This is a genomic window from Streptomyces sp. NPDC093094 (assembly GCF_044754345.1).
GTDB lineage: Bacteria > Actinomycetota > Actinomycetes > Streptomycetales > Streptomycetaceae > Streptomyces.
Genome location: NZ_JBIVOX010000003.1, coordinates 133,149 through 158,805, shown reverse-complemented (window position 1 = coordinate 158,805; position 25,657 = coordinate 133,149). Strand labels below are relative to the sequence as shown.

24 protein-coding genes are annotated in these 25,657 nt (G+C 73.8%); 14 read left to right on the top strand and 10 right to left on the bottom strand.

Going from position 1 to position 25,657, the window contains the following annotated elements:
• The first annotated feature begins 84 nt into the window (after window positions 1-84).
• Window positions 85-1,425 (top strand): esterase-like activity of phytase family protein, encoded by a 1,341-nt coding sequence (locus ACIQGV_RS06765; RefSeq protein WP_402491473.1) that lies wholly within the window; start codon window positions 85-87, stop codon window positions 1,423-1,425.
• Window positions 1,426-1,698: 273 nt separating this feature from the next.
• Here the strand turns inward: ACIQGV_RS06765 and ACIQGV_RS06760 are convergent, their stop codons facing one another.
• Together ACIQGV_RS06760 and xylA are read right to left on the bottom strand one after the other, a co-directional pair.
• A complete protein-coding gene (locus ACIQGV_RS06760; RefSeq protein ID WP_402491470.1) occupies window positions 1,699-2,121 on the bottom strand; it encodes a hypothetical protein in 423 nt (140 codons plus the stop codon).
• Between the two features lie 59 nt (window positions 2,122-2,180).
• On the bottom strand, window positions 2,181-3,347 hold the full coding sequence (gene xylA / locus ACIQGV_RS06755) for a xylose isomerase (RefSeq protein WP_402491467.1): 1,167 nt from the start codon (window positions 3,345-3,347) through the stop codon (window positions 2,181-2,183).
• Window positions 3,348-3,526: 179 nt separating this feature from the next.
• Between xylA and xylB the strand changes: the two genes are divergently transcribed.
• From xylB to ACIQGV_RS06720, 7 genes are all read left to right on the top strand, one after another.
• Window positions 3,527-4,972, top strand: coding sequence for a xylulokinase (xylB, locus tag ACIQGV_RS06750; protein WP_402491465.1), 1,446 nt, complete (start codon window positions 3,527-3,529; stop codon window positions 4,970-4,972).
• A gap of 269 nt (window positions 4,973-5,241) precedes the next feature.
• On the top strand, window positions 5,242-6,450 hold the full coding sequence (locus ACIQGV_RS06745; protein WP_402491463.1) for an ROK family protein: 1,209 nt from the start codon (window positions 5,242-5,244) through the stop codon (window positions 6,448-6,450).
• 515 nt (window positions 6,451-6,965) lie between these two features.
• Complete coding sequence (locus tag ACIQGV_RS06740; protein ID WP_402491460.1) at window positions 6,966-7,604, top strand: N-acetylmuramoyl-L-alanine amidase; 639 nt, start codon at window positions 6,966-6,968, stop codon at window positions 7,602-7,604.
• Between the two features lie 163 nt (window positions 7,605-7,767).
• A complete protein-coding gene (locus ACIQGV_RS06735) occupies window positions 7,768-9,183 on the top strand; it encodes a GAF domain-containing protein (RefSeq protein ID WP_402492399.1) in 1,416 nt (471 codons plus the stop codon).
• Window positions 9,184-9,457: 274 nt separating this feature from the next.
• Complete coding sequence (locus tag ACIQGV_RS06730) at window positions 9,458-10,981, top strand: aldehyde dehydrogenase family protein (RefSeq protein WP_402491456.1); 1,524 nt, start codon at window positions 9,458-9,460, stop codon at window positions 10,979-10,981.
• Between the two features lie 12 nt (window positions 10,982-10,993).
• Window positions 10,994-11,353, top strand: a complete 360-nt coding sequence (locus ACIQGV_RS06725; RefSeq protein WP_402491453.1) for a DUF779 domain-containing protein — start codon at window positions 10,994-10,996, stop codon at window positions 11,351-11,353.
• Window positions 11,354-11,484: 131 nt separating this feature from the next.
• Window positions 11,485-12,666, top strand: a complete 1,182-nt coding sequence (locus ACIQGV_RS06720) for a phosphodiester glycosidase family protein (protein WP_402491450.1) — start codon at window positions 11,485-11,487, stop codon at window positions 12,664-12,666.
• Between the two features lie 3 nt (window positions 12,667-12,669).
• Here the strand turns inward: ACIQGV_RS06720 and ACIQGV_RS06715 are convergent, their stop codons facing one another.
• The 6 genes from ACIQGV_RS06715 to ACIQGV_RS06690 form a co-directional block, all read right to left on the bottom strand.
• A complete protein-coding gene (locus tag ACIQGV_RS06715; protein ID WP_402491447.1) occupies window positions 12,670-12,864 on the bottom strand; it encodes a hypothetical protein in 195 nt (64 codons plus the stop codon).
• Window positions 12,865-12,985: 121 nt separating this feature from the next.
• A complete protein-coding gene (locus ACIQGV_RS06710) occupies window positions 12,986-13,852 on the bottom strand; it encodes a phosphatidylinositol-specific phospholipase C/glycerophosphodiester phosphodiesterase family protein (RefSeq protein WP_402491444.1) in 867 nt (288 codons plus the stop codon).
• Window positions 13,853-14,083: 231 nt separating this feature from the next.
• On the bottom strand, window positions 14,084-15,157 hold the full coding sequence (locus ACIQGV_RS06705; RefSeq protein ID WP_402491441.1) for an acyl-CoA dehydrogenase family protein: 1,074 nt from the start codon (window positions 15,155-15,157) through the stop codon (window positions 14,084-14,086).
• Window positions 15,154-16,335, bottom strand: coding sequence for an acyl-CoA dehydrogenase family protein (locus ACIQGV_RS06700; RefSeq protein WP_402491438.1), 1,182 nt, complete (start codon window positions 16,333-16,335; stop codon window positions 15,154-15,156). Before ACIQGV_RS06700 ends, ACIQGV_RS06705 begins: the two co-directional genes overlap by 4 nt.
• Window positions 16,332-17,300 carry an NADPH:quinone oxidoreductase family protein gene (locus tag ACIQGV_RS06695; RefSeq protein WP_402491435.1) on the bottom strand — a complete coding sequence of 323 codons (969 nt, stop codon included), beginning with the start codon at window positions 17,298-17,300 and terminating at the stop codon, window positions 16,332-16,334. The genes ACIQGV_RS06700 and ACIQGV_RS06695 overlap by 4 nt, the downstream gene beginning before the upstream one ends.
• A 170-nt stretch (window positions 17,301-17,470) precedes the next feature.
• The gene (locus tag ACIQGV_RS06690) at window positions 17,471-18,043 is read right to left on the bottom strand and encodes a helix-turn-helix domain-containing protein (protein WP_402491432.1); all 573 of its coding nucleotides are present in this window, start codon (window positions 18,041-18,043) and stop codon (window positions 17,471-17,473) included.
• A 79-nt stretch (window positions 18,044-18,122) separates the two neighbouring features.
• On the opposite strand from ACIQGV_RS06690, the gene ACIQGV_RS06685 reads away from it, so the two are divergent.
• From ACIQGV_RS06685 to ACIQGV_RS06665, 5 genes are all read left to right on the top strand, one after another.
• Window positions 18,123-19,064: an NAD(P)/FAD-dependent oxidoreductase gene (locus ACIQGV_RS06685; RefSeq protein ID WP_402491430.1), complete on the top strand. Its 942-nt coding sequence runs from the start codon at window positions 18,123-18,125 to the stop codon at window positions 19,062-19,064.
• A gap of 29 nt (window positions 19,065-19,093) precedes the next feature.
• A complete protein-coding gene (locus ACIQGV_RS06680) occupies window positions 19,094-20,632 on the top strand; it encodes an ATP-dependent DNA ligase (protein WP_402491427.1) in 1,539 nt (512 codons plus the stop codon).
• A complete protein-coding gene (locus ACIQGV_RS06675; protein ID WP_402491424.1) occupies window positions 20,629-21,096 on the top strand; it encodes an NUDIX domain-containing protein in 468 nt (155 codons plus the stop codon). The genes ACIQGV_RS06680 and ACIQGV_RS06675 overlap by 4 nt, the downstream gene beginning before the upstream one ends.
• Window positions 21,097-21,173: 77 nt before the next feature.
• Window positions 21,174-22,565 carry an NADP-dependent succinic semialdehyde dehydrogenase gene (locus ACIQGV_RS06670; RefSeq protein ID WP_402491422.1) on the top strand — a complete coding sequence of 464 codons (1,392 nt, stop codon included), beginning with the start codon at window positions 21,174-21,176 and terminating at the stop codon, window positions 22,563-22,565.
• Window positions 22,566-22,590: 25 nt separating this feature from the next.
• A complete protein-coding gene (locus ACIQGV_RS06665) occupies window positions 22,591-22,824 on the top strand; it encodes a DUF6213 family protein (RefSeq protein ID WP_402491419.1) in 234 nt (77 codons plus the stop codon).
• Window positions 22,825-22,855: 31 nt separating this feature from the next.
• Here the strand turns inward: ACIQGV_RS06665 and ACIQGV_RS06660 are convergent, their stop codons facing one another.
• On the bottom strand, window positions 22,856-24,082 hold the full coding sequence (locus tag ACIQGV_RS06660; RefSeq protein ID WP_402491416.1) for an acyl-CoA dehydrogenase family protein: 1,227 nt from the start codon (window positions 24,080-24,082) through the stop codon (window positions 22,856-22,858).
• 170 nt (window positions 24,083-24,252) lie between these two features.
• On the opposite strand from ACIQGV_RS06660, the gene ACIQGV_RS06655 reads away from it, so the two are divergent.
• Window positions 24,253-24,897 carry a TetR family transcriptional regulator gene (locus ACIQGV_RS06655; protein WP_402491414.1) on the top strand — a complete coding sequence of 215 codons (645 nt, stop codon included), beginning with the start codon at window positions 24,253-24,255 and terminating at the stop codon, window positions 24,895-24,897.
• A gap of 147 nt (window positions 24,898-25,044) precedes the next feature.
• Here the strand turns inward: ACIQGV_RS06655 and def are convergent, their stop codons facing one another.
• Complete coding sequence (def, locus tag ACIQGV_RS06650) at window positions 25,045-25,581, bottom strand: peptide deformylase (protein ID WP_402491411.1); 537 nt, start codon at window positions 25,579-25,581, stop codon at window positions 25,045-25,047.
• Window positions 25,582-25,657 lie beyond the last annotated feature (76 nt).

Here is a 25,657-nt window from a genome sequence, read left to right as displayed (position 1 = left end):
GGGCGTTCACGCGCGCGTGCCACCGCGTTCTCCCCCGGGGGTTGAAATCTGGCCGCTGTCTGCGAACTTGCCCCAGGAGGCCCGATGTTCCCGTACACCGCCGGCCGGCGCCCCGTCCCCCGTTCCCTCGCGGCGGGCCTGCCGCTCGCCGTCCTGGCCGCCCTCACGGCCGCCGTTCCCGCGTCGGCGTCCCCGGACAAGGAGGCCCGGGTCGTCCGTGCGGCGACGCTCGGGGACATTCCGCTCGCGGCGTTCAGCAACGCCCTGCTGCCGGGCACGGTGGACGACGACCGGGGCGTGGACCTCGGCGGCATCGGCAGCGACCTCTACCCCGCCGGCCGCAAGGGCGAGTTCTGGACGGTCACCGACCGCGGGCCCAACGGCCAGATCAAGGTGGGCGGGAGCAAGCGCCGCACGTTCCCCGTGCCCGGGTTCGACCCCGCGATCGTGAGGATCCGGGTCACCGGCGACACCCTCCGGGTGCTGTCCGCGCTCCCCCTCACGACGACGTCGGGCAGGCCGGTCACCGGCCTGCCCGACCAGGCGGGGCGCGACGAGGCCCCGTACTCCTACGACGCCTCCACCCCGCTCCCGTACGACCCGGACGGGCTGGACACCGAGGGGATCGTGCGCGCCGCGGACGGCTCGTTCTGGCTGGTGGACGAGTACGGGCCCTCCCTGCTGCACGTCTCCACGCGAGGGAAGGTGCTCGCCCGGTACGTGCCGAAGGGGCTGGAGCTCACCGGTGCCGGCTACCCGGTGGTGGAGGCGCTGCCGTCCGTCCTGCTGCACCGCAAGATCAACCGCGGCTTCGAGGGACTCGCCCTGCTCCCGGGCGGTGACCTCGTGATGGCGCTGCAGAGTCCGCTGTCGCTGCCGGACACCGACGCCGGGAACGCCTCGCGCACCACACGCCTGGTGCGCTTCTCGCCGAAGAAGCGGGCCGTCGTCGCCGAGTACGTGTACCGCTTCGACCCCGTCGGCGTGGTGGACCCGGGTGAGGACGACACGTCCGAGCTCAAGATCTCCTCGGTGGTCGCGGTGGGCCGGGAGCGCCTGCTGGTGCAGGAGCGCACGGACCGGACCGCCCGCCTGCACGTCGTACGGCTGGACCGTGCCGCGAACGTCCTCGGCGGCCGCTGGGACGACGCGTCGACGTCGCCGTCGCTGGAGCAGCTCGACGACCCGGCGGCGGCCGGTGTCCCGGTCCTCGCCAAGCGGCTCCTGGTCGACCTGGGCACGGTCGCGGGGGTCCCCGGGAAGATCGAGGGCGTCGCGCTCGTGGACGACGACACGATCGCCGTCGTCAACGACAACGACTTCGGCATGACGGACGGCGCGGGCGCCTTCGACGCCCAGGGGCGTCTGGTGGACAGCGGCGTGGAGACGAAGGTCCTCTACGTCCGGCTGCCGCGGGACATCTGACCGGGGTGCTCGCGGCCGTCCGTGGACCGGGGCGTCGTCGGTGCCCGTCGCCGGCGTCGCGGGTGTGACGGGACCTGGTGCGACGAGCGCCGCGCGGCCCACCGCGCGGCGCTCGGCCATGTGCTCACGCTCGTCGTCGACGCGCCCCGGAGCGGCTCCCCCGTGCCGCGCGGCGGCATGCCGCCGCCCGCGGAGGCGGAGGACACACGGCTGCCGCTGCCGCGCAAGGTGACGCGGCGCGAGGGGAGCAGCGGGGCCGGCGGTCCGGACCCCCTACGGCACGCCGGCTCCGTCCAGCGACGGAATGAGCGACTCCAGTCCGCTGGGGAGATGGCTCGGCAGCTCGGTCGGGAACCCGGACGGCAGAGAAGGGACATCCGACGGCAGGGAGGGCACGCCGGACGGCAGCGAGGGGACAGCGGTGGGCAGTGCGCTGGGCAGCTCGGTCGGCACCTCCGTCGGGATCCCGGAGGAGGGCCTCGGTGAACGGCCCTCGCTGCTCGCGCCGGGGCCGGGCTCGTCCGGCGAGTCGTCGGACGAGCCCGTCATCACGACGGCCGCCGCCGCGCCGGCGGCGGCGAGCAGCGCCAGGACGGCGAGCAGCGGGCCCCGGCGCCGCCGGGACGGTGGGCCGAAACCACCGCCCGGGGGCGGGGTGCCGGCGGGCGGCTGCGGCGGTGCGGGCGGCATGGCCATACCGCCAAGGATCCCCGCACCGGCCGCCTGGAGCGACCCCCTGTCGAAGCACAGGTGAATCAGCCGCGCGCCCCCAGCAGATGGTCCATGGCCAGCTGGTCCAGCCGCTCGAAGGCCATCCCGCGCGCGGCGGCCGCGTCCGCGTCGAAGTCCTCGAAGGCCGAGCGGTCGGCGAGGAGGGCCTGCAGACCGTCCGCCGCGGTCGCCCGGGCCAGTTCGTCGAGCCGGGATGCGCGCAGGGCCTCCCGCACCTCCGGGTCGGCGCGGAAGGCGGCCGAGCGCTCCTTGAGGATGAGGTAGTTGCGCATACAGCCCGCGGCGGAGGCCCACACGCCGTCGAGGTCCTCGGTGCGCGGCGGCTTGAAGTCGAAGTGGCGGGGACCGGCGTAACCGGCGTCCTCCAGCAGGTCGACGAGCCAGAAGGCGGCCCGCAGGTCACCGGCGCCGAAGCGCAGGTCCTGGTCGTACTTGATGCCGGACTGGCCGTTGAGGTCGATGTGGAACAGCTTGTCCGCCCACAGGGCCTGGGCGATGCCGTGCGGGAAGTTCAGCCCGGCCATCTGCTCGTGGCCGACCTCGGGGTTCACGCCGTACAGCTCGGGCCGCTCCAGGCGCTCGATGAAGGCGAGCGCATGGCCGACGGTCGGCAGCAGGATGTCGCCGCGCGGCTCGTTCGGCTTGGGCTCGATGGCGAAGCGCAGGTCGTAGCCCTGGGAGGTGACGTACTCGCCGAGGAGGTCGAACGCCTCCTTCATGCGGTCCAGCGCCACGCGCACGTCCTTGGCGGCACCGGACTCGGCGCCCTCACGGCCGCCCCAGGCGACGTAGACCTCGGCGCCGAGTTCGACGGCGAGGTCGATGTTGCGGACGGTCTTGCGCAGCGCGTAACGGCGGACGTCGCGGTCGTTGGCGGTGAAGGCGCCGTCCTTGAAGACGGGGTGGGTGAAGAGGTTGGTGGTGGCCATCGGCACGGTCAGGCCGGTCGTGTCGAGCGCCTGGCGGAAGCGCTTGATGTGCGACTCGCGCTCGGTGTCCGAGGAGCCGAAGGGGATCAGGTCGTCGTCGTGGAAGGTGACGCCGTAGGCGCCCAGCTCGGCCAGGCGCTGCACCGTCTCGACGGGGTCGAGGGCGCGTCGCGTGGCGTCGCCGAAGGGGTCCCTTCCCTGCCAGCCGACGGTCCACAGGCCGAAGGTGAACCTGTCCTCGGGGGTGGGCTGGTAGTTCATGCTGCGGCTCCTCGCTCGCTCGGACTATTTCGTCATGGCGCTTTACAAATTAGTATGCCCACGCGTTCCAGGGAAGAGACAAGAAGTCCCCGAGACGCGGAGTCGGGTCCCCGGGCCCTGGACTCCATGGAAAAGCAGCAGGTCAGATCGTGCAGAGCCGCAGCAGGAGGGAGAGCCCGATGTCAGCAGCCGAGGGTCCGCTCGTCGTCGGTGTGGACACGTCCACCCAGTCCACGAAGGCACTGGTCGTCGACGCGTCGACCGGTGAGGTGGTGGCGAGCGGGCAGGCCCCGCACAGCGTGTCCACCGGGTCGGGCCGTGAGAGTGACCCCCGCCAGTGGTGGGACGCCCTGTGCGAGGCACTGCGCCGATGCGGTGACGCGGCCCATGAGGCGGCGGCCGTCTCGATCGGCGGCCAGCAGCACGGCCTCGTGACACTGGACGGGCACGGGGAACCGGTCCGCCCGGCCCTGCTGTGGAACGACGTGCGGTCCGCTCCCCAGGCACGCCGGCTGGTGGAGGAACTGGGCGGGCCGAAGGCATGGGCGGAGCGCACCGGCAGCGTGCCCGGGGCGTCGTTCACGGTCACGAAGTGGGCATGGCTCGCCGAGCACGAGCCGGACGCGGTCCGCGCCACCAGAGCGGTGCGCCTCCCCCACGACTACCTGACCGAACGTCTCACGGGCCTGGCCACCACCGACCGCGGCGACGCGTCCGGCACGGGGTGGTGGGCCTCCGCCACGGAGTCGTACGACGAGGAGATCCTCGGACGGGTGGGCCTGGACCCGGCACTGCTGCCACGGGTCGCCCGGCCGGGCGAGGTGGTGGGCACCGTGCGCGACAGCCACGACCTGCCGTTCTCCAAGGGCACCCTGGTGGCGCCCGGCACCGGCGACAACGCCGCCGCCGCCCTCGGGCTCGGGCTGCGGCCGGGCACACCGGTGCTGAGCCTCGGCACGTCCGGCACGGTGTACGCCGTGTCGCGGCGCCGCCCGGCCGACCCCAGCGGCACGGTCGCGGGCTTCGCCGACGCGCGCGGCGACTGGCTGCCGCTGGCCTGCACCCTCAACTGCACGCTCGCCGTCGACCGGATCGCCGCACTGCTGGGTCTGGACCGCGAGGCCGTCGAGGCCGGTCCCGCCGTGACCCTGCTGCCGTACCTGGACGGCGAGCGCACCCCCGATCTGCCGAACGCCGCCGGACTGCTGCACGGGCTGCGCCACGACACCACCGCGGGACAGCTCCTCCAGGCGGCCTACGACGGTGCGGTGCACTCCCTGCTGGGCGCGCTGGACCTGGTCCTCGACGAGGACGCCGACCGCTTCGCCCCGCTGCTGCTGATCGGCGGCGGCGCCCGGGGCACGGCCTGGCAGCAGACCGTACGACGGCTGTCGGGACGGCCCGTCCAGATCCCCGAGGCCCGGGAGCTGGTCGCGCTCGGCGCCGCCGCGCAGGCGGCCGGGGTGCTCACCGGCGAGGACCCGGCCGCCGTCGCACGGCGCTGGGACACCGCACGCGGACCTGTGCTGGACGCGGTGCCGCGGGACGAGGAGACGCTGGCCAGGATCGCCGGGGTACTCTCCGACGCGGGCCCGCTGCTGGGGCGGGGCCCGGGGGGAGAATGAGAACAGGGTGCCGAAGCCGGCCGGCCGGACGAGCGGACGGCCCGGCACCGAAGGCTCCGGCACCGAGGCCGGGCCGGCCCGGCGGACAGCCCGGCACCGCCCCGCCCGGGGAGCCCGGGTACGTCCCCGGACCCCGGACTCCGGGCCCGGGGACCTCGGATCCCGGATCCCGGCCTCCGGAAGCCTCGGGGGCCGGCCGCCGAACCGCACCGGCACACGGAGACCACCCGCCGGCATCGCACCGGCACGCACTGAGGACTGACGGAGGCATGACCGCATCGCCGCACGAAGCCCGTTCCGACGGTCCCGCACGGGCGCTGCCCGACACCCAGCAAGGCATGCGCCGGCGCAATCTGGCGCGGGTGATGCACGCGGTGAACGACGAGGGGCCGCTGTCGCGGGCCGCGGTCGCCTCACGCATCGGGCTGACCCGGGCGGCGGTGTCGACCCTGGTGGACGAACTGATCCGGACCGGTCTGCTGGAGGAGCTGGGCCCCGAGCGTCCGGGCCGGGTGGGCCGGCCGGGTTCCGCCCTCGCCGTCAGCGGCCAGGGCCCCGCGGGGATCGGCGCCGAGATCGGCGTGGACCACCTGGCGGTGTGCGCCGTCGATCTGCGCGGCCGGGTCCGGGTCCGAACGGTACGGCACGGCACCAACCGGGGCCGCTCCCCCGAGCCGGTCGTCGCCGAGCTGGCCGAGCTGGTGCGGAGCGTGGTCGCCGAGGCGGACGCCGAGGGCCTGTGGCCGGCCGGGCTGGCCGTCGCCGTGCCCGGACTGGTGGCCCGGGACGCCCGCACCGTCGTACGGGCCCCCAACCTCGACTGGCACGAGGTGGACCTCGGCGCCCTGCTGCCGGTGCCGTATCCGCTGACCGTGGACAACGAGGCCAACTTCGGGGGACTCGCCGAACTCTGGCTCGGTGAGGACACCCCTCCCGACTTCCTGCACGTCTCGGCCGAGATCGGCATCGGTGCCGCGGTGGTGGTGGACCGGCAGCTGCTGCGCGGGACACGCGGCTTCGCGGGCGAGCTGGGACACGTCCCCGTCCGGCCCGACGGGCCGAAGTGCGCGTGCGGCGGGCGCGGGTGCCTGGAGCAGTACGCCGGCGAGGAGGCCGTGCTGCGTGCCGCCGGGCTGGAGCCGGGCGGTGACCGGGTCGGCCTGCTCGCCGGGCGGGCGGCGGACGGGGACACCGACGTGCGCCGTGCGCTGCGCGAGGCGGGTGAGGCGCTCGGCATCGCACTGACCGGGGCCGTCAACCTGCTGGACCCCCGGGGTGTCGTGCTCGGCGGTGCGCTGGCCGGTCTCGCGCCGTGGCTGCTGCCCTCCCTGGAGGCCGAGTTGGCCGGGCGTACGGCCGGCCCGGCCTGCCCGGTGTCCGTGTCCCGGCTGGGTCCGGAGGGGCCGTTGCTGGGGGCGGCGCACTGGGTGGTGCGAGGGGTGCTGGACGATCCGGCGGGGATCGCCGAGCGAGCGTGAAGGGCGGGCGGCGCGGCGTACGTGCCGGGCGGCCTCGGAGCGGACCGCCCTCACGTGCCGCGGGCGGCCGAGCCGCAGACCCGGAGAGCTCCGTCGCCGCGCCGAGCCCGATCACCCTTGTGGGTGAGCGAGTTGTCCACACCCACCCCGTCGTCCACCGGCCGCGATGTCGTCCTTCTTCCCGGCCGTCGCGCACCGTACGGTGATTCACGCGAGGCGATGTGCGCAGCCACCGCACACCTCTCGCGCCCCTGCTCCTGCCGTCTGCCCCTGCCACCGGCCTGCCCGCGGTCACCGGCCTGCCCGCGATCGCACCGGCCCCTGGGACGAACCCGACTCCGTCGGACGAACCGGCTCCCGCCGACCGGACCGGCTCCCCGACGAACCAGCCCTCGAACGAACCAGCTCTGAAACGGATCAGCCCTCGGACGAACCGTCCCCTGGGCGGATCGGCTCTCCCAGATGAACAAGTTCCTCTCCGACGAGCCGCCCGAGACTCCGAAAGGCACACCTCCATGGAACCGGCCACCCCGCTGGAACGGGCCACAGCGCCCCCGACGACCACAACCCCCCACCCCGGCAGACGCCGTCTGCTGAAGGGCGCCGCCCTGGCAGCCGTACCGTACGCGCTGCTGCCCGAGACCCGGGCGGACGCGCGCATCCAGGGCATCGACTACCCCCAGGCCACCTGGGAGCCCGCGACGCGGCACAACCTCACCCGTGCGAACCGCCCCACCGGGCACCCGATCGACTTCGTCGTCGTGCATGTCACCCAAGCCTCGTACGCGACCACGCTCGGCGTCTTCCAGAACCCGAGGAAGCAGGTGTCCGCCCACTACGTCGTACGCTCGGCGGACGGTCATGTCGCGCAGTGCGTCCCGGAGACCGACATCGCCTGGCACGCGGGGAACTGGGACTACAACACCCGCAGCATCGGCATCGAGCACGAGGGCTGGATCGACCGGCCCGCCTGCTTCACCGACGCCCTCTACGAGAGATCGGCCCGGCTGACCGCGGTGATCTGCGCCAAGTACGGCATTCCCCGGGACCGTTCGCACATCATCGCCCACCACGAGGTCCCGGGAAGCGACCACACGGACCCCGGCCGCCACTGGGACTGGGACCGGTACATGAGACTCGTCCGCCGCGCCTGACCGGGCACACCGGACCGGGACCCCGCCCCACCGACCGCAGGGTCCCCGCCCTCCCCCGGCCGGTTCCCGGACCGTCGATCGGGTGAGCACCGTCGAAACGGTTGTCGGGGCGGACACCCGGAGTGACGATGTCCCCATCCGCATCGCCTTCCGGGAGGCCGAGTTGACCGATCCCTGGGTGGCCCTGGAGCCAGGTGCCGACCCCGACGAGCATGCGCGGATGCTGCGCCGCGCGCACGAGACGTTCACCCGCGCGGGCACGGTGCCCCGCCCGGTGCGCTCCGTGGTGGCGGACTCGTGGCGGCGCTCGGCCCGGGCCGGTGTGGGACCGGACGGCACCGCCAGCGTGGAACTGACGGACGGCGAGCTGGGCGCGTACCGGGCCGAGCATCCGCTGGCACGGGTGATGCCGTTGGTGCGGGAGCTGATGGGCACGTTCGCGGTGGACGGGGAGCACCTGCTCGCGGTGTGCGACGCCCACGGCCGGATGCTGTGGGTGGAGGGCCATGCCTCGACACGGCGCCAGGCGGGGCGGATGAACTTCGTGCCGGGTGCGCGCTGGTCGGAGTCCGTGATGGGGACGAACGCCCCGGGCACGGCGGTCGCGGTGGACCGGCCGGTGCAGGTGTTCGCGGCGGAGCATTTCAGCCGGCAGGTGCACCCGTGGACCTGCGCGGCGGCTCCGGTGCACGACCCGCGGACCGGGCGGGTGCTGGGCGCGGTGGACATCACCGGCGGGGAGGGGCTGGCGCACCCGCACAGCCTGGGGTTCGTGCAGGCGGTGGCGCGGGCCGCCGAGTCCCAGCTGGCCCTGCTGGCCCCGCAGCGGCCCTCCTCCGACGACGGGGACGTGCTGGAGCTGACCGCGCTGGGCCGGGACGAGGCGGGGCTGCGCACCGGTGGCCGGAGCGTCCGGCTGGGCCGCCGGCACAGCGAGATCGTGGTGCTGCTGGCCTGTCATCCGGAGGGGCTGACCGGCGACGAGCTGCTGTGCGCGCTGTACGAGGACGAGTCGGTGACCCCGGTGACCCTGCGGGCCGAACTGGCGCGGCTGCGCGGGGTGCTGGGGGCGGGGCTGCTGGCGTCGCGGCCGTACCGGCTGACGGTGCCGGTGCGGTCGGACGTCGGCATGGTGGAGCGGCGGCTCGTGGGCGGCGCGGTGACGGCGGCCGCGGCGGCCTACACCGGCCCACTGCTCCCGGCCTCCCGGGCCCCGGCGGTGGTCCGGTTGCGGCGCCGGATCGCGGACGGGCTGCGCGGCGCGCTGATCGACCGCGCGGATCCCGACCTGCTGGCCGACTGGGCGTACGCGCCGTGGGGCGAGGAGGACCTGGAGGCGTGGCGGGCGCTGGCCGCGGTGCGCCCGACCGCAGCGGTGCATGCACGGCTCACCTCGCTGGAGGCCGAGCTGACCGCACCTGCCGCACCTGCGCTCCGGCCGCCGGGCGGCACCCCTGCACGGCAGGGCGGCGACCCGGCCGGGGCGGGCGGCCTCCGCGCGCCGGGCCGTCCCCCAGGACCGGCGGGAAGAGCCGCCGCCCGGCTGCGAGGCGTGCCTCCGCCGAGACACACCGGGTGACCGGGCACCCCCTTCGTGCGGCCCCCGCTCCCCTGCGCGGACCCGCTCCCCTCTCCGCAGCCCCCGCCCCACCGCCCGGCTCCCGCCTGCCCCGCAGCCCCGTCCCACGGCGCACCCGCCCCTCCGCCTCCGCGCAGCTCCCTGCGCAGCCCCGCCCCGTGGCCGAGCCCCGTTCCCCCGCACGCACGCAACGTCCTCGCAACCTCGCCGTCCCTAGCCTCACGGCCGGAAGCTGCCCAACGGCGGGCAGCGGTTCACCGGGAGGCAGACCACCATGACCCGTTACGCGGCGCCCGGCACGGAGGGCGCGATCGTCTCCTACCAGTCGCGCTACGACCACTTCATCGGCGGGGAGTACGTGCCGCCGGCCCGCGGCGGGTACTTCGAGAACCCGAGCCCGGTGAACGGGCAGCCGTTCACGGAGGTGGCGCGGGGCACCGCGGAGGACGTGGAGCGGGCGCTGGACGCGGCGCACGCGGCCGCGCCGGCCTGGGGGCGCACGTCGGTGACCGAGCGCGCCGACATCCTGCTGAAGATCGCCGACCGCATGGAGGCGTACCTGGAGCCGCTCGCGGTGGCGGAGAGCTGGGAGAACGGCAAGCCGGTGCGGGAGACGCTGGCCGCGGACATCCCGCTGGCCATCGACCACTTCCGCTACTTCGCGGGGGTGATCCGGGCGCAGGAGGGCTCGCTGGGCGAGGTCGACGACGACACGGTGGCGTACCACTTCCACGAGCCGCTGGGTGTGGTCGCGCAGATCATCCCGTGGAACTTCCCGCTGCTGATGGCGACATGGAAGCTGGCTCCGGCGCTGGCCGCGGGCAACGCGGTCGTCATCAAGCCGGCCGAGCAGACCCCGGCGTCGATCCACTACTGGCTGAGCCTGGTGGCGGACCTGCTGCCGCCGGGCGTGGTGAACGTGGTCAACGGGTTCGGCGTGGAGGCCGGCAAGCCGCTGGCGTCCAGCCCCCGGGTGGCGAAGGTGGCCTTCACGGGCGAGACCACGACGGGGCGGCTGATCATGCAGTACGCCTCGGAGAACATCAAGCCGGTCACCCTGGAGCTGGGCGGGAAGTCGCCGAACATCTTCTTCGACGACGTCTGGGCGCAGGACGACGACTTCCGTGACAAGGCACTGGAGGGCTTCACCATGTTCGCCCTCAACCAGGGCGAGGTGTGCACGTGCCCGTCGCGGGCGCTCGTCCAGCGGGGGCACTACGCCGAGTTCCTGGAAGCGGCCGTCGCCCGCACCGAGCTGATCAGGCCGGGCCATCCGCTCGACACGGAGACGATGATCGGCGCGCAGGCGTCCAACGACCAGCTGGAGAAGATCCTCTCCTATCTGGACATCGGCCGCCAGGAAGGCGCCCGGGTGCTCACCGGCGGTGAACGCATCGAGCACGAGGGCGAGTTGAAGGGCGGCTACTACGTGCAGCCGACCATCTTCGAGGGCGACAACCGGATGCGGATCTTCCAGGAGGAGATCTTCGGGCCGGTGGTGTCCGTGACGTCGTTCGACGACTTCGACGACGCGATCAAGACCGCCAACGACACGCTGTACGGGCTGGGCGCGGGCGTGTGGACGCGGGACATCAACACGGCGTACCGCGCGGGCCGTGCGATCCAGGCGGGCCGGGTGTGGACCAACTGCTACCACGCCTATCCGGCGCATGCCGCGTTCGGCGGCTACAAGCAGTCGGGCATCGGCCGTGAGACGCACAAGATGATGTTGGAGCACTACCAGCAGACCAAGAACCTGTTGGTGTCCTACTCCCCGCGCAGGCTGGGCTTCTTCTAGGAGCGGCCCGCCATGTCCGAGGAGATCCCCCGCGTCGAGTTCACCGCCGAGGCCGCCGATCTGGTGCGCCGGCTGCGGGACCGGCACGGACCGCTGATGTTCCATCAGTCCGGCGGCTGCTGCGACGGCAGCGCGCCCATGTGCTACCCGGCGGGCGAGTTCCGCACCGGTGACGCGGACGTCCTGCTGGCCGAGCTGGCGGTGGACGGTGTCGCCGAGCCGGTGACGTTCTGGATGTCGCGCAGCCAGTACGCCCTCTGGAGCCACACCCGGCTGATCGTCGACGTCGTCGAGGGCCGGGGCAGCGGGTTCTCGCTGGAGGCGCCGGAGGGGGTGCGTTTCCTGACGCGGTCCCGGGTGATCGGGACGTAGTCACCCGCACGGGTGGGCCTTCTGGCGGCCCCTCCCCCGGCCCTGCCACAGTTGACGGGACATCAGGGGGTGCTGTGGCGGGTCGGCGCGGACGGTTCCACGCGGGTGGGCGGGCACTGAGGGTTCTCGCGTTGTGCGGCGCGCTGGCCGGTGCGGCCCTGACAGGGGCGGCACCGGCCGGCGCCGGTGAGCGGGCGGCGCCCCGCACGCTCGCGCCGGGGCTCGTCCACGAGCAGTACGACCTCCGGGGCGCGCAGGGTCCGGTGCGCGCCCATGTGCTGGACGTCGACCTGGACCAGCCCCGGTTACGGCTGGGCCTGCTGCACCCGGGAGCGGTGGCGGCGCGGGCCGCCGTGTCGCAGCTCGCCACGGCCCAGGACGCCGTCGCGGGGGTCAACGGCGACTTCTTCAACATCACCGAGACACAGCATCCGGGCGTCCCGGCCACGGGTGCGAGCGTGGGCCCTGCGATCGCGGACGGCCGGGCGCTGAAGGCGGCGGTGCCGAACGGGCAGCGGTTCGGTCCCGCCCTGCCGCCGGGCACGATCACCGAGGACGTCATCGGCGTGGGCCGCGACCACAGGGCCCGGCTCGACCGGCTGACCCTGGACGGCACGGTCACCACGGCCGAGGACCGGCTGCCGCTCGGCGGCCTCAACCAGTACGCGCTCCCGGTCGGCTCCGTCGGGGCGTTCACCGCGGACTGGGGCAGCGCCTCCCGGATGCGGGCCGTCTGCGGCACCGACACCGAGCGGGCGGCCCCCTGCAGCACGGACACCTACGAGGTGACGGTCCGCGACGGAAAGGTCGCGTCCACGGCCGGCGTCCCCGGCGACGGGCCGATCCCCGAGGGCACGACCGTCCTCGTCGGGCGTGAGGCGGGCGCCCGGCGGCTGCGGACGCTCCTGCCCGGTGAGCCGGTCACGGTCACGCACCGGCTCGGGGCGGCCGTGTCGCCCGTCCCGCTGGGCTTCGCCGTCGGTGGCTACCCGGTGCTGCGGGACGGGCTGCCCCTGCCCGGTCTGGACGACCGGACCGCCGCGGTCCGTACCGCCGTGGGCATCGCCGACGGCGGCCGGCGGGTGCTGCTGTTCGCGCTGGACGGTTCGCCCGAGTACCGCACGGGCCTGACGGTCGCCGAACTCGCCCGGACGCTGCGGGACCTGGGCGCGGAGCACGCCTTCAGCCTGGACGGCGGCGGCTCCACGACCCTGGTCGCCCGCACCGCGGACGGCGTCGCCCCGCTCAACCACCCGAGCGGCGGCGTGGAACGGCCGGTGCCCAACGGCATCGGGGTGTTCTCCGGCGGCTGAGGGTCAGGGACTCAGGCTGCCGACGAGCCCCGCCGTCGCGGTGAACCCGCTGTGGATGGTGGGCGCGATGCTCGAACTCGCGAGATAGAAGCCGAGCAGCGCGCACACCAGCGCGTGGGAGACCTTCAGCCCCCCGTTGCGCAGGAAGATCACTGTCAGGATCAACAGCAGCAGCACCACTGAGATGGAAATCGCCATCGTCAACCTCCTCCGCCACACCGGTGACGCCCGGTTCACGGCGTTCGGCCGCAAGTGTGGCGTAGCGGAGGGTTCGTCCGGGCGGCTGACGTGTCCTCCGAACGTGTGATGTCGGAGCGGGTCAGACGTCCCGGCGGGCGTCGAGGAACGCCTCCAGGCCGGCCAGATCGTCGGTGTTGAGGAAGTCGACGCCCGCGGTGAGCAGTTCGCTCCACAGCGCGTCGCGCGCCGGGCCGGGCACGTCGGGCGTGGCCCAGAAGCGGACGGTCCGGCCGCGCTCGTGGGCGGCTCCGGTGACGGCGTGCAGCGTCCGCCGCTCGGCGTCGGGGAAGGGGCCGGTGCCCGACCAGGTGAAGAGACGGGCCCAGCTGTCACTGATGAGCGGGACGAAGGAGGCGGGCGCGGCGCCGCCGAGGTCGGCGAGACGGCCGTCGTAGAAGGCCCGGCGGACGGTCTGGGCCTCCATGGGCGCGCGAGCCGCGCGGTCGCCGGAGACGACCACGGTGACCGGACCGCGGTGGACGCGGCCGTGGGCGTACGTGGTGAACAGGTGCCGGTGGCGGCTCAGTCGGCGGTCGAGTTCGAGGTAGGTGGAGGCGCCCTCGGTCTTGATGTCGACGAGCAGCTGCAGGGGCCTGCGGTACCCGCGGTACACCGAGCCGTGGTGGGCGCGGACGCGGGCGGCGAGCGGCTCCAGGTAGAGGGACTCCAGCGTGCGGGAGGGGTCGAGGTCCTCCGGGTCGTGGGCGACCAGGAGTTGGCCGCCGACCAGGTGGATGTCGGCCTCCAGGCTGCCGAACCGGTGGTCGAGGGCGTCGAGGAGCGGGCGCGGATGCTCGTAGTCGTTGTGTGCGTGGGCTCGCCACAGGGGCGAGGGGCGGTGCTTCCCGCGCTCGGCCGCGAGGGCGGTGGCGCCGGGCAGGGCGCCCGTGCCCGCGAGGGCGGCGCCGAGGGTGGTGAGGGCTCTGCGGCGGGTGGTGAGGGCCATGCGCTGACTCCCTGGGTGGATGCCGTGCCGGTCCCGGCGAGTATGCGACGTGGACACCTCAAGCAGGTTGTGCGGAGCGGGAGTTGGCCGGATCGCCGTCATCCGTTCACCGGCCGCCCGCGCGGGCGCGCACGGGGGAGCCGGTCCCTGTGCCACGGCGCGACGCGCCCGTGGCACGAAGAAGCCCGCCCCGTGCGGGGCGGGCTTCTCCAGGGTGGTGCCGGACGGGCGTCAGGGAGCTCGCAGGTCGACCAGTTCGGCCAGCGCCGTGCGATGCGCGCCCGCCGTGCCGTAGGCGATCGAGTCGGCCTTGGCCCGCTTGAGGTACAGATGGGCGGGGTGTTCCCAGGTCATGCCGATGCCGCCGTGCAGCTGCACGGCCTCCTCCGCGGCGTGCACGGCGACCCCGGCGGCGTACGCCTGGGCGACGGCGACCGCCACGTCGGTGTCCTCGCCGGTGGCGAGGGCGTCGGCCGCGCCCCGTGCGGCGGCACGGAGGCTGACCACCTCCAGCCACAGCTGGGCGAGCCGGTGCTTGAGCGCCTGGAAGCCGCCGACGGGCCGGTTGAACTGGGTGCGCTCGTTCAGATGGCGCACGGTCTCGGTCAGCGCCCAGTCCGCGACGCCGAGCTGTTCGGACGCCAGCAGCCCGGCGGCGGCCCGCAGGGCACGGTGCACGGCGGGTCCGGCGTCGCCCAGACGGCGGCCGGGCGCACCGTCCAGGGTCACGGTCGCCACGGGCCGGGTCAGGTCCAGCGACGGCCGGAGGGTGATCACGGCGGCGTCCGCGGCCACGGCGTGGAGCCCGCCGTCCTCGGCCGGCACGAGCAGGACGTCCGCGGCCGACGCGTCCGCGATGCCGGTCAGTTCGCCGTGCAGCAGACCGTCCGTCACCTGTACGGCCGCGAAGGGGGCGCCGGGCGCGAGGTGCAGACCCACCGCGAGGACGCCGATCGTCCGGCCCGAGGCCAGCTGTGCGAGGAGGTCCTCGTCCCCGCACTCCAGCAGCGCCTCCGTGGCGACGACCGCGCTGGTCAGATAGGGCACGGGGGCGACGGCCCGGCCCAGCTCCTCCAGGACGAGCGCGGCCTCGCGGTGGGAGGCGCCCTGCCCGCCCAGCGCCTCCGGGACGAGCAGTCCGGCCAGGCCCATGCCGTCGGCGAGGGACTTCCACAGCGCCAGGTCGTGCGGCGCGTCCGACTCCGCACGGGCGACGACCCCGGCCGTGTCGCAGTGGTCGCGCAGCAGATCCCGTACGGCGGACCGGAGCGCCTCTTCCTCCTCCGAGTAGAGCAGATCGGTCATCGGGCGAGGTCCTTCCAGGCGACGTCCTTGTCGGTGCGCGGCTCGACGGGCAGGCCCAGCACGCGCTCGGCGACGATGTTCAGCAGGATCTCGCTGGTCCCGCCCTCGATGCTGTTGCCCTTGGAGCGCAGATAGCGGTAGCCGGCCTCGCGGCCGGTGAAGTCGACCAGCTCCGGGCGCCGCATGGTCCAGTCGTCGTACAGCAGGCCCTCCTCGCCGAGGAGTTCCACCTCCAGGCCGCTGATCTCCTGGTTGAGGCGGGCGAAGCCGAGCTTCATGCCGGCGCCCTCGGGGCCCGGCTGGCCCGCGACGAGCTGCTGGCGCAGGCGTTCACCGGCGAGCCGGGCGACCTCGGCCTCGACCCAGAGCCCGAGCAGGCGCTGGTGCAGGTCGTGGGTGCGCAGCTCCGGGCGTTCCCGCCACGCCTTCGCGACCGGGCCGATCATGCCGCCCTCGCGGGGCAGGCGCATGCCGCCGATGGCGACGCGTTCGTTGTTCAGCGTGGTCTGGGCGACCCGCCAGCCGTCGCCGATCTCGCCGAGACGGCGGGAGTCGGGGACGGTCACGCCGGTGAGGAAGACCTCGTTGAACTCCGCCTCGCCGGTGATCTGGCGCAGCGGGCGCACCTCGACGCCCGGGTCGGTCATGTCGCACACGAAGTAGGTGATGCCCCGGTGCTTGGGCACGTCCGGGTCGGTGCGGGCGATGAGGATGGCCCAGCGGGCGACATGGGCGCTGGAGGTCCACACCTTCTGGCCGTCGACCACCCACACGTCGCCGTCGCGGACGGCCCGGGTGCCGAGCGCGGCCAGGTCCGATCCGGCGCCGGGCTCGCTGAAGAGCTGGCACCAGACCTCCTCGCCGGTCCACAGGGGCCGCAGGAAACGCTGCTTCTGCTCGTCGGTGCCGTACTGGAGGATCGTCGGCGCGGCCATGCCGAGGCCGATGCCGATGCGGCGCGGGTCGTTGTCGGGGGCGCCCGCGGCAGCCAGCTCGGCGTCCACGACGGCCTGGAGGGAGCGCGGGGCGCCCAGTCCCCCGAGGCCCTCGGGGAAGTGCACCCAGGCGAGTCCGGCGTCGAAGCGGGCCCGCAGGAACTCCGTCCGGTCGGCCGTCGCGGGCGGATGCTCGGCCAGGAACTCCTGGGTGAGGCGGCGCAGTCCGGCGGCGTCGGTCATGCCGCCTCCCCGCCCGTCACGACGGCGATCCGGCCGGTCGTCAGTCCGTCCGCCACCTTCTGCACGGCCGCCGCGGCACCGTCGAGCGGGACGCGCTCGCTGACCAGCGGCCTGATCGCGCCCCGGGCGGCCAGTTCGGTGAGCTCCTCGTGGCAGCGCAGGACCAGCTTGGGGTTCTTGGTGTTGTACAGGCCCCAGTGCAGGCCGAGGATCGAGTAGTTCTTCACCAGGGCGTGGTTGAGGGCCGGGGTGGGGACGGTCCCGCCGGCGAAGCCCACGACCAGGATCCGGCCCTCGAAGGCGACGACCTTGGTGGACTGGGTGTAGGCGGCGCCGCCGACGGGGTCGTAGATCACATCGGCGCCCCGGCCGCCGGTGGCCTCCTTGACGGCGGCGACGACGTCCTCCTCGCGCCGGTCGATCACCACGTCGCAGCCCAGTTCCCGGGCGACGGCGGCCTTGCCGGCGCCGCCGACGACCCCGATGACGCGGGCGCCCGCGGCCTTGCCGAGCTGGACGGCGGCGCTGCCCACCCCGCCCGCGGCGGCGTGGACCAGCAGGGTCTCGCCGGCCTCCAGGCGAGCGCGCCGGTGCAGGCCGAACCAGCCCGTCTGGTAGCCGATGTGCAGCGCGGCCGCCTCGGCGTCGTCCAGGGCGTCGGGGGCGGGCAGAAGGGCCCGGGCGTCCGCGACGGCGTACTCGGCGAAACCGCCGTGGGGCAGCACCGGGTTGGCGATCACGCGGCGGCCGTCCTCGGTCTCGCCGCAGATCTCGACGCCCGGGGTGAACGGCAGCGGCGGCGTGACCTGGTAGTGGCCGCGGCACAGCAGCGCGTCCGGGAAGTTGACGTTGGCTGCACGCACCCTCAGCAGGACCTGGCCGTCGCCGGGCGTGGGCCGCTCGACGTCGTCGAGCCGCATCACCTCGTTCGGCTCGCCGTTCTCGTGCACTCGCCATGCCTGCATGCGGGGCCTCCACAGACTGCTTCGTCCGACCGGGTCGCCTCGCATACTAAGCGGTCGCTTGCCGATCAGGGAACAGTCTCGGGCAGATCGGGGAACTGCTCCGGGCAGATCGGGGAACCGTCCCGGCCATCCGTCCCGACCATCCGTCCCGGCCATCCGTCCCGACCGGATCAGTCCTGCTTCGGCCGCGCCCGCACATGCATCCGCTCCCCCTGCGGCCCGAACAGGCTGAGGAACTCCACCGGCCCCTCACCCGTCGACCCGAACCAGTGCGGCACCCGGGTGTCGAACTCGGCGGCCTCCCCCGCCGTGAGCACCACGTCGTGCTCGCCGAGCACCAGCCTGAGCCTCCCCGAAAGGACGTACAGCCACTCGTAGCCCTCGTGCGTACGCGGATCCGGATCCTGGACCCGCCGCGGTTCGAGCACCTTGAACGCCTGGAGGCCGCCCGGCTGGCGGGTGAGCGGCCAGTGGGTCCGGCCGTGCCGCACGATCGGGGCGGCCCGCACCCGCGGGTCGCCGACCGGCGGCGCGCCGACCAGCTCGTCCAGGGGGACCTGATGGGCCTGGGCGATCGGCAGCAGCAGTTCCAGGGACGGCTTGCGCCGGCCCGACTCCAGCCGGGACAGGGTGCTCACGGAGATGCCGGTCGCCTCCGAGAGCCCGGCGAGGGTCACCTCCCGCTCCCTCCTCAGTCTGCGCAGCCGGGGTCCCACTTCCGCCAGTACGTCATCGGTCGTCATGACAGAGATTGCAGTTTCGGCAACTTCGTTTGTCAATACGGCAGCGGGCGCGCGACCGTCGGCCATGGAGGTGGTCCCTATGACCGAGAACCCGGAAACCTACGAAGTGATCGTCGTCGGCGGCGGCGCGGCGGGCCTGTCCGCGGCACTGGTGCTGGGCCGCGCCCGGCGCCGCACGCTCGTCGTCGACGCGGGTGAGCCGCGCAACGCGCCCGCCGCGCACATGCAGGGCTATCTCACCCGGGACGGGATGCCGCCGGCCGAGTTCCTGGCGGTCGGCCGCGAGGAGATCGCCCGCTACGGCGTGGACCTGGTCCGGGACCGGGCGGTGGACGTGGCGCGCGACGAGGAGCACTTCACGCTGGCGCTGGAGAGCGGACGCACCGTGCGGGCCCGCCGGCTGGTGGTGGCCACCGGGCTGAAGGACGAGCTGCCGCAGGTGGCGGGCGTCGCCGAACGCTTCGGCAAGGACGTCCTGCACTGCCCCTACTGCCACGGCTGGGAGGTCCGCGACCGGGCCTTCGGCGTGCTCGCGGCGAACCCGCTCGGCGTGCACCAGGCGCTGATGGTGAGCCAGTGGTCGAAGGACGTGGTCCTCTTCCTGCACGAGGTCGCCGAGTCCGAGCTGTCCGAGCAGGACCTGCGGCGTCTCGCGGCGGCCGGGGTGAAGGTCGTGCCCGGCCCGGTGGCCGGGCTGACCGTCGAGAACGACCGGCTCACCGGCGTACGCCTCGCCGACGGGACGGCGTACGGGCGTGAGGTGGTGTTCGTCGCGCCGCGGGCCGTGCCGCAGGGCGAGCTGTTCGTGAAGCTGGGCGCGGAGATGACCGAGACGCCCTTCGGCTCCTACCCCGTGATCGACGAGCGGGGTCTGACCGGCGTGCCCGGGCTGTGGGCGGCCGGCAACGTCTCGGGCTTCGCCGAGCAGGTGGTGAACGCGGCCGGCCGCGGTTACCGGGCCGGGGCGGCGATCAACGCGGAGCTGCTGATGACGGACCTGGACGCGGCGGCCGGGGTGTAGTCCCTGCGTCCGCGGTGCACCATGGCTGCATGCTGCTCGCCCGGCTCGCCGACGTGTCCCGGGAGGTCGCCGCCGCCTCGGCGCGTTCCCGCAAGACCGCCCTGCTCGCGGAGCTGTTCCGGGAGGCGGAGCCCGAGGACGTGCCGATCGTGATCCCGTATCTGGCGGGCCGGCTGCCGCAGGGGCGGCTCGGTGTCGGCTGGAAGGTGCTGGGCCGACCGGTCCCGCCGGCCGCCGCGCCGGGTCTGACCGTGCGGGAGGCCGACGCCCGGCTCACCGCGCTCGGCGCGGTCTCCGGCACCGGTTCGCAGGCCGAACGGTCCCGGCTGGTGGGCGAGTTGATGGGTCTGGCCACGGAGGGCGAGCAGCGGTTCCTGCTGGGGCTGATCACCGGCGAGGTCCGCCAGGGCGCGCTGGACGCGGTCGCCGTCGAGGGGCTGGCCCGGGCGACCGGGGCCCCGCCCGCCGACGTGCGGCGGGCGGTGATGCTCGCCGGGTCCCTCCAGGCCGTCGCCGGGGCGCTGCTGGCGGACGGGCCGCCCGCGCTGGACCGTTTCCGGCTCACCGTCGGCCGCCCGGTCCTGCCGATGCTCGCGCACTCCGTGTCCTCGGTGGCCGAGGCGGTGGAGAGGCTCGGCGCGTGCGCGGTGGAGGAGAAGCTGGACGGCATCCGCGTCCAGGTGCACCGCGACGGCGACGACGTACGCCTGTACACGCGTGCCCTCGACGACATCACCGACCGGCTGCCCGAGGTGACGGCGGCGGCGCTGGGGCTCGCCGGGGAGCGGTTCGTGCTGGACGGGGAGGTGATCTCCTTCGATCCCGAGGGCCGGCCCCGCTCCTTCCAGGAGACCGCCGGACGGGTCGGCTCCCGCGTCGACGTGGGGGCCGCCGCCGAGGCGGTGCCCGTCTCCCCCGTCTTCTTCGACGCGCTGTCCGTCGACGGCCGCGACCTGCTCGACCTGCCGTTCACCGCACGGCACACGGAACTGGCCCGGCTGGTGCCGGAGCCCATGCGGGTGCGCCGTGCGCTGGCCGAAGGCCCCGACGACACGCCCGCGGCCGAGGCGTTCCTCGCCGAGACCCTGCGGCGCGGCCACGAGGGCGTCGTGGCCAAGGCGCTCGACGCCCCCTACAGCGCGGGCCGGCGCGGCGCGTCCTGGCTGAAGGTCAAGCCCGTGCACACGCTCGACCTGGTCGTGCTCGCCGCCGAGTGGGGCCACGGACGCCGTACCGGCAGACTGTCCAACCTCCATCTGGGGGCGCTGCGCGCGGACGGCTCGTACGCCATGCTGGGCAAGACGTTCAAGGGCATGACCGACGCGATGCTGGCCTGGCAGACCGAGCGGCTGCGCGGGCTCGCCGTGCGGGAGCACGGCTGGGGGGTGACCGTGCGCCCCGAGCTCGTCGTCGAGATCGCCTACGACGGCCTTCAGCGCTCCTCCCGCTATCCGGCCGGGGTCACCCTGCGCTTCGCCCGCGTGGTGCGCTACCGGGAGGACAAGCGGCCGCAGGAGGCGGACACGGTGGAGACGCTGCTGGCCGCGCATCCGCAGGTGCGGCCGTGACGGCGGGCCGGCGCAGCGCGGGCCTGCTGCTGTTCCGGCGCTCCGACGGCCGGCTGGAGGTGCTGCTGGGGCACATGGGCGGCCCCTACTACGCCAAGAAGGACGCAGGGGCGTGGACCGTCCCGAAGGGCGAGTACGAGCCGGACGAGCCCGCCTGGGAGGCTGCCCGGCGCGAGTTCCGCGAGGAGCTGGGTCTGGAGCCGCCCGACGGTGAGGCGGTCCTGCTGGGCGAGGTCCGGCAGCGGGGCGGCAAGACCGTCACGGTGTGGGCGATCGAGGCCGACCTCGACCCGGGCACGGTCGTCCCGGGCACCTTCACCCTGGAGTGGCCGCCGCGCTCGGGCCGTGTGCAGGAGTTCCCCGAGCTGGACCGGGTGGCCTGGTACGGGCTGGACCGGGCGCGCGAGCTGATCGTCGCCGCCCAGGCCGCGTTTCTCGACCGGCTGGCGGAGCACTCGCCCTGAGCAGACGCCCACGCGTTGCGGCCCGGCCCGCGGCGCGCGAAGGTCGAATCACAGTGCGCACCCAGGGAGGTCCGGTCATGCCCATCGCGACGGTGAACCCGGCGAACGGCGAGACGCTCAAGACGTACGAGCCCATGGGCGAGGAGGAGCTCGAACGCAGGCTCCAGCTCGCCGAGGCCACCTTCCGCACGTACCGTACGAGCGCCTTCGCCGACCGCGCCCGCCTGCTGGAACGGGCCGCCGGCCTCCTCGGCGAGGACGAGGACATCGCCCGGGTGATGACGACCGAGATGGGCAAACCGCTGAAGCAGGCCCGCGCGGAGGCCGCCAAGTGCGCCAAGGCCATGCGGTGGTACGCCGAGCACGCCGAAGCGCTGCTCGCCGACGAGGAGCCCGCCGCCTCGGACGCGGCGGACTCGGGGGCGTCCCGGGTGCGGGTGCGCTACCGGCCGCTCGGCCCGGTCCTGGCGGTGATGCCGTGGAACTTCCCGCTGTGGCAGGTGATCCGCTTCGCCGCGCCCGCGCTGATGGCCGGCAACGTGGGCCTGCTCAAGCACGCCTCGAACGTGCCGCAGACCGCGCTGTACCTGGAGGACCTCTTCCACCGGGCGGGCTTCGCCGAGGGCTGCTTCCAGACCCTGCTGATCGGCTCCTCCCAGGTCGACGCCGTGCTGCGCGACGAGCGCGTGAAGGCCGCCACCCTGACCGGCAGCGAACCCGCGGGGCGGGCCGTCGCCTCCACCGCCGGGGAGATGATCAAGAAGACGGTGCTGGAGCTGGGCGGCAGCGACCCGTTCGTGGTGATGCCGTCCGCCGACCTGGACCGGGCCGCGCGGACCGCGGTGACCGCGCGGGTACAGAACAACGGGCAGTCGTGCATCGCCGCGAAGCGGTTCATCGTGCACACGGACGTCTACGACGCCTTCGCCGAACGGTTCGTGGCCGGCATGAAGGCGCTGAAGGTCGGCGACCCGATCGAGGAGGACACCGAGATCGGTCCGCTCGCCACGGAGCAGGGGCGGGACGACCTGGAGGAGCTGGTCGACGACGCGACGCGCGCCGGGGCCCAGGTGCTGTGCGGCGGTCACCGGCTGCGCCGGCCGGAGCTGCCCGGCTGGTACTACCCGCCGACCGTGCTGGCCGGGATCACCCGCGAGATGCGCATCCACCGCGAGGAGGCGTTCGGACCGGTCGCCACGCTGTACCGGGCCGGGGACCTGGACGAGGCGGTGCTGATCGCGAACGACTCGCCGTTCGGGCTGAGTTCGAACGTGTGGACCCGAGACGAGGCCGAGACCGACCGGTTCGCCCGGGATCTGGAGGCGGGCGGGGTGTTCTTCAACGGGATGACCGCCTCGCATCCGGCGTTCCCGTTCGGCGGCGTGAAGCGGTCGGGCTACGGCCGTGAGCTGTCCGGGCACGGAATCCGCGAGTTCTGCAACATCACCACGGTTTGGCACGGTGCGTGAGCACCGCGCGGCTACGATCGCCGGTGTGAACCGCGAAGTGACTCTGCCTCTGATCGTCGATGACCGCGGGGCCCTCCAGGTGGCTGCGGCCGATGTGAGCAAGCTGCTGCGAACGGTGGGGGCACGGTGGGTGCATCTCGTCGAGGCCGGGGACGACGGCCTCGACGAGGACACGGTCGCCGCGCTGACGATCGAGCTGGCGAAGCTCGCCGACCGGATCGACGTGGCCTGCATCGCCCACAGCAGCGGGCGGAGCTGACCACCGGCGCGGCTCCCGCGCCCCCTCCCCGCTAGCGGATGGACATCCCGGACAGGGTCCGGGCGATCACCAGGCGCTGGATCTCGCTGGTGCCCTCGAAGATGGTGTAGATCGCGGCGTCGCGGTGCATCCGCTCCACCGGGTACTCCCGGGTGAAGCCGTTGCCGCCGAGGATCTGGACCGCCTGGGCCGTGACCTTCTTGGCGGTCTCCGAGGCGAACAGCTTGGACATCGAGCCCTCGGCCGCCGTGAACGGCTTGCCGTTGACCGCCATCCAGGACGCGCGCCACACCAGCAGCCGGGCCGCGTCGATCGACGTCCGCATGTCGGCGAGCTGGAAGGCCACGCCCTGGTTGTCGATGATCGGGCGGCCGAACTGCTCCCGGGTCATGGCGTACTCCAGCGCCACCTCGTAGGCGGCGCGGGCGGTGCCGACCGCCATGGCCCCCACCGCGGGGCGGCTCGCCTCGAAGGTGGCCATCGCCGCGTTCTTCACGCGCTCGCCGCCCGACCTCACCCTCTCCCGTGCCCGGGCGAGGCGCTCGTCCAGCTTCTCCTTGCCGCCCAGCAGGCAGGACCCGGGGACCCGCACCTGGTCGAGGACGACCTCGGCGGTGTGCGAGGCGCGGATGCCGTGCTTCTTGAACTTCTGTCCCTGGGACAGACCCGGTGTGCCCGGCGGGACGATGAAGGAGGCGTGGCCCTTGGAGCCCAGCTCCGGGTCGACGACCGCGACGACGACATGGACGTTGGCGATGCCGCCGTTGGTCGCCCAGGTCTTCGTGCCGTTGATCACCCACTCGTCCTTGGCCTCGTCGTACACGGCCCGCGTCCGCATCGAGGCGACGTCGGATCCGGCGTCGGGCTCGGAGGAGCAGAACGCGGCGACCTTGACGTCGTTCGCGTCGCCGTACATCTGGGGGATCCAGGTGCCGATCTGCTCGTCCGTGCCGTTGGCGAGGACGCCTACGGCGGCGAGACCCGTGCCGACGATGGACAGGGCGATGCCGGCGTCGCCCCAGAACAGTTCCTCCATGGCCGTCGGGATGCCGAGGCCGGTCGGGTCGAAGTACTGCTGCGCGTAGAAGTCCAGGGAGTAGATGCCGACCTTGGCCGCTTCCTGGATGACCGGCCAGGGAGTCTCCTCACGCTCGTCCCATTCGGCGGCCGCGGGACGGATGACGTCGGCGGCGAAGCCGTGCAACCAGTCACGGACCTCCTTCTGTTCGTCGTTGAGCTCCATGGTGAACTCGGCCATGTCCCCTCCAGCGGCGGCACCTGCGTGTTACTTGCGGTAACCGAAGTCTGTTACTCGCGGGTAGAAAAAGTCAACTCGTCGCGCTCCGTCGGCAGCCCGTTCGATGCGGGGGGCGTGGCGGGTGTTAGTTTGCGCTGGCGTCACCGAAACAGCACGGGTGGGGAGAGCACATGGACACCACGCAGCGGACCGAGCAGCAGAGGTCCGCCGACCGCCGACGGCGCGAGCTGCTGGAGGCCGCGGACCGAGTGGTGCTCCGGGACGGCCCGCAGGCGTCGATGAACGCGATCGCGGCGGAGGCCGGCATCACCAAGCCGATCCTCTACCGGCACTTCGGCGACAAGGGGGGCCTGTACGCCGCCCTCGCCATGCGGCACACGGACGCCCTGCTGGACTCGCTGCGGGCCGCGCTCGACGCGCCGGCGGACCGGCGGGAGCGGGTGGAGGCGACGCTCGACACCTACCTCGCCGCGATCGAGGCCCGGCCCCAGGTGTACCGGTTCCTGATGCATCCCGCGGAGGGGGGACAGCCGGGGGACCCGGGGTTCGACGTCGGCAAGTACTCCGCTCCGGTGCTGCGGCGGATGGGCGAGGAACTGGCCACGGTCATCGAGGAGCGGCTGGACCTCGGTCCCGGGTCCTCGCAGCTGGCCCGGGTGTGGGGACACGGGATCGTCGGGATGATGCACGCGGCCGGGGACTGGTGGCTGGGGGAACGGCCCTGTTCCCGGGCGGAGTTGGTGCGGAGCCTCGCGGACCTGCTGTGGGGACGGCTGGCCGCCGCCGGGGACCGGGTCGGGGGACCCGGCTTCTAGGGGCCTTCCGGCGGAGCTCCGCGACGCCGCGGAGATCCGCCGGAAGGGCCCCAGGGCCGCCGCCCGGATCACGCCGGCGTCGCGGGGCCCGGGACACGGGTCCCGTGCGGCGGGCCGCACGGGCGCGGCCCCGCACCCCGAACCGCGTCAGCTCCAGGGTGCTTTCGACACCTGGCGCATCAGCCTTCGGTGGCGCCAGCCGCTCACCCTGTCCGCATAGACCGTTCCGTCCAGATGGTCGCATTCGTGCTGGAGGCAGCGGGCGAACCAGCCCGTGCCGTGGATCGTGACCGGCTCGCCGTCCTTCGTGAAGCCCTCCACCACGGCGTGGTCGTGGCGGACCGTGCCCGCCTCCAGGCCCGGCAGGGACAGACAGCCCTCCGGGCCGCGGATCTCCACGCCGTCCACCGCGACGAGGCGGGGGTTCACGACATGCCCCAGATGTCGTACTTCGTCGTCGTCCGGGCAGTCGTAGACGAACACCCGCAGCGGCTCGCCCACCTGGTTGGCCGCCAGGCCGACCCCGTTCGCGGCGTACATCGTGGCGAACAAGTCCTCCACGAGCTCCGCCAGTTCCGGACCGAAGTCGGTGACCTCCGCGCAGGGGGTGTGGAGCGCCGGGCCGCCGAGCAGGGTGAGGGGCCGGACGCGCCCGCGGGCGCCCGGGATCGAGCCGTTTCGCATGTCCGCAAGGGTACGGTCTGGCAGGTCGCGTCCGGTGCGTGCCTGGATCGTGACGGTGCCGCGATTCAGGCACGTG

Excerpts from the sequence above, each read along its gene's own strand:
- ACIQGV_RS06765 (WP_402491473.1), top strand. The coding sequence starts at position 85 with ATGTTCCCGTACACCGCCGGCCGGCGCCCCGTCCCCCGTTCCCTCGCG.
- ACIQGV_RS06760 (WP_402491470.1), bottom strand. The coding sequence starts at position 2,121 with ATGGCCATGCCGCCCGCACCGCCGCAGCCGCCCGCCGGCACCCCGCCC.
- xylA (WP_402491467.1), bottom strand. The coding sequence starts at position 3,347 with ATGAACTACCAGCCCACCCCCGAGGACAGGTTCACCTTCGGCCTGTGG.
- xylB (WP_402491465.1), top strand. The coding sequence starts at position 3,527 with ATGTCAGCAGCCGAGGGTCCGCTCGTCGTCGGTGTGGACACGTCCACC.
- ACIQGV_RS06745 (WP_402491463.1), top strand. The coding sequence starts at position 5,242 with ATGACCGCATCGCCGCACGAAGCCCGTTCCGACGGTCCCGCACGGGCG.
- ACIQGV_RS06740 (WP_402491460.1), top strand. The coding sequence starts at position 6,966 with ATGGAACCGGCCACCCCGCTGGAACGGGCCACAGCGCCCCCGACGACC.
- ACIQGV_RS06730 (WP_402491456.1), top strand. The coding sequence starts at position 9,458 with ATGACCCGTTACGCGGCGCCCGGCACGGAGGGCGCGATCGTCTCCTAC.
- ACIQGV_RS06725 (WP_402491453.1), top strand. The coding sequence starts at position 10,994 with ATGTCCGAGGAGATCCCCCGCGTCGAGTTCACCGCCGAGGCCGCCGAT.
- ACIQGV_RS06715 (WP_402491447.1), bottom strand. The coding sequence starts at position 12,864 with ATGGCGATTTCCATCTCAGTGGTGCTGCTGCTGTTGATCCTGACAGTG.
- ACIQGV_RS06710 (WP_402491444.1), bottom strand. The coding sequence starts at position 13,852 with ATGGCCCTCACCACCCGCCGCAGAGCCCTCACCACCCTCGGCGCCGCC.
- ACIQGV_RS06705 (WP_402491441.1), bottom strand. The coding sequence starts at position 15,157 with ATGACCGATCTGCTCTACTCGGAGGAGGAAGAGGCGCTCCGGTCCGCC.
- ACIQGV_RS06700 (WP_402491438.1), bottom strand. The coding sequence starts at position 16,335 with ATGACCGACGCCGCCGGACTGCGCCGCCTCACCCAGGAGTTCCTGGCC.
- ACIQGV_RS06695 (WP_402491435.1), bottom strand. The coding sequence starts at position 17,300 with ATGCAGGCATGGCGAGTGCACGAGAACGGCGAGCCGAACGAGGTGATG.
- ACIQGV_RS06690 (WP_402491432.1), bottom strand. The coding sequence starts at position 18,043 with ATGACGACCGATGACGTACTGGCGGAAGTGGGACCCCGGCTGCGCAGA.
- ACIQGV_RS06685 (WP_402491430.1), top strand. The coding sequence starts at position 18,123 with ATGACCGAGAACCCGGAAACCTACGAAGTGATCGTCGTCGGCGGCGGC.
- ACIQGV_RS06680 (WP_402491427.1), top strand. The coding sequence starts at position 19,094 with ATGCTGCTCGCCCGGCTCGCCGACGTGTCCCGGGAGGTCGCCGCCGCC.
- ACIQGV_RS06670 (WP_402491422.1), top strand. The coding sequence starts at position 21,174 with ATGCCCATCGCGACGGTGAACCCGGCGAACGGCGAGACGCTCAAGACG.
- ACIQGV_RS06660 (WP_402491416.1), bottom strand. The coding sequence starts at position 24,082 with ATGGCCGAGTTCACCATGGAGCTCAACGACGAACAGAAGGAGGTCCGT.
- ACIQGV_RS06655 (WP_402491414.1), top strand. The coding sequence starts at position 24,253 with ATGGACACCACGCAGCGGACCGAGCAGCAGAGGTCCGCCGACCGCCGA.
- def (WP_402491411.1), bottom strand. The coding sequence starts at position 25,581 with ATGCGAAACGGCTCGATCCCGGGCGCCCGCGGGCGCGTCCGGCCCCTC.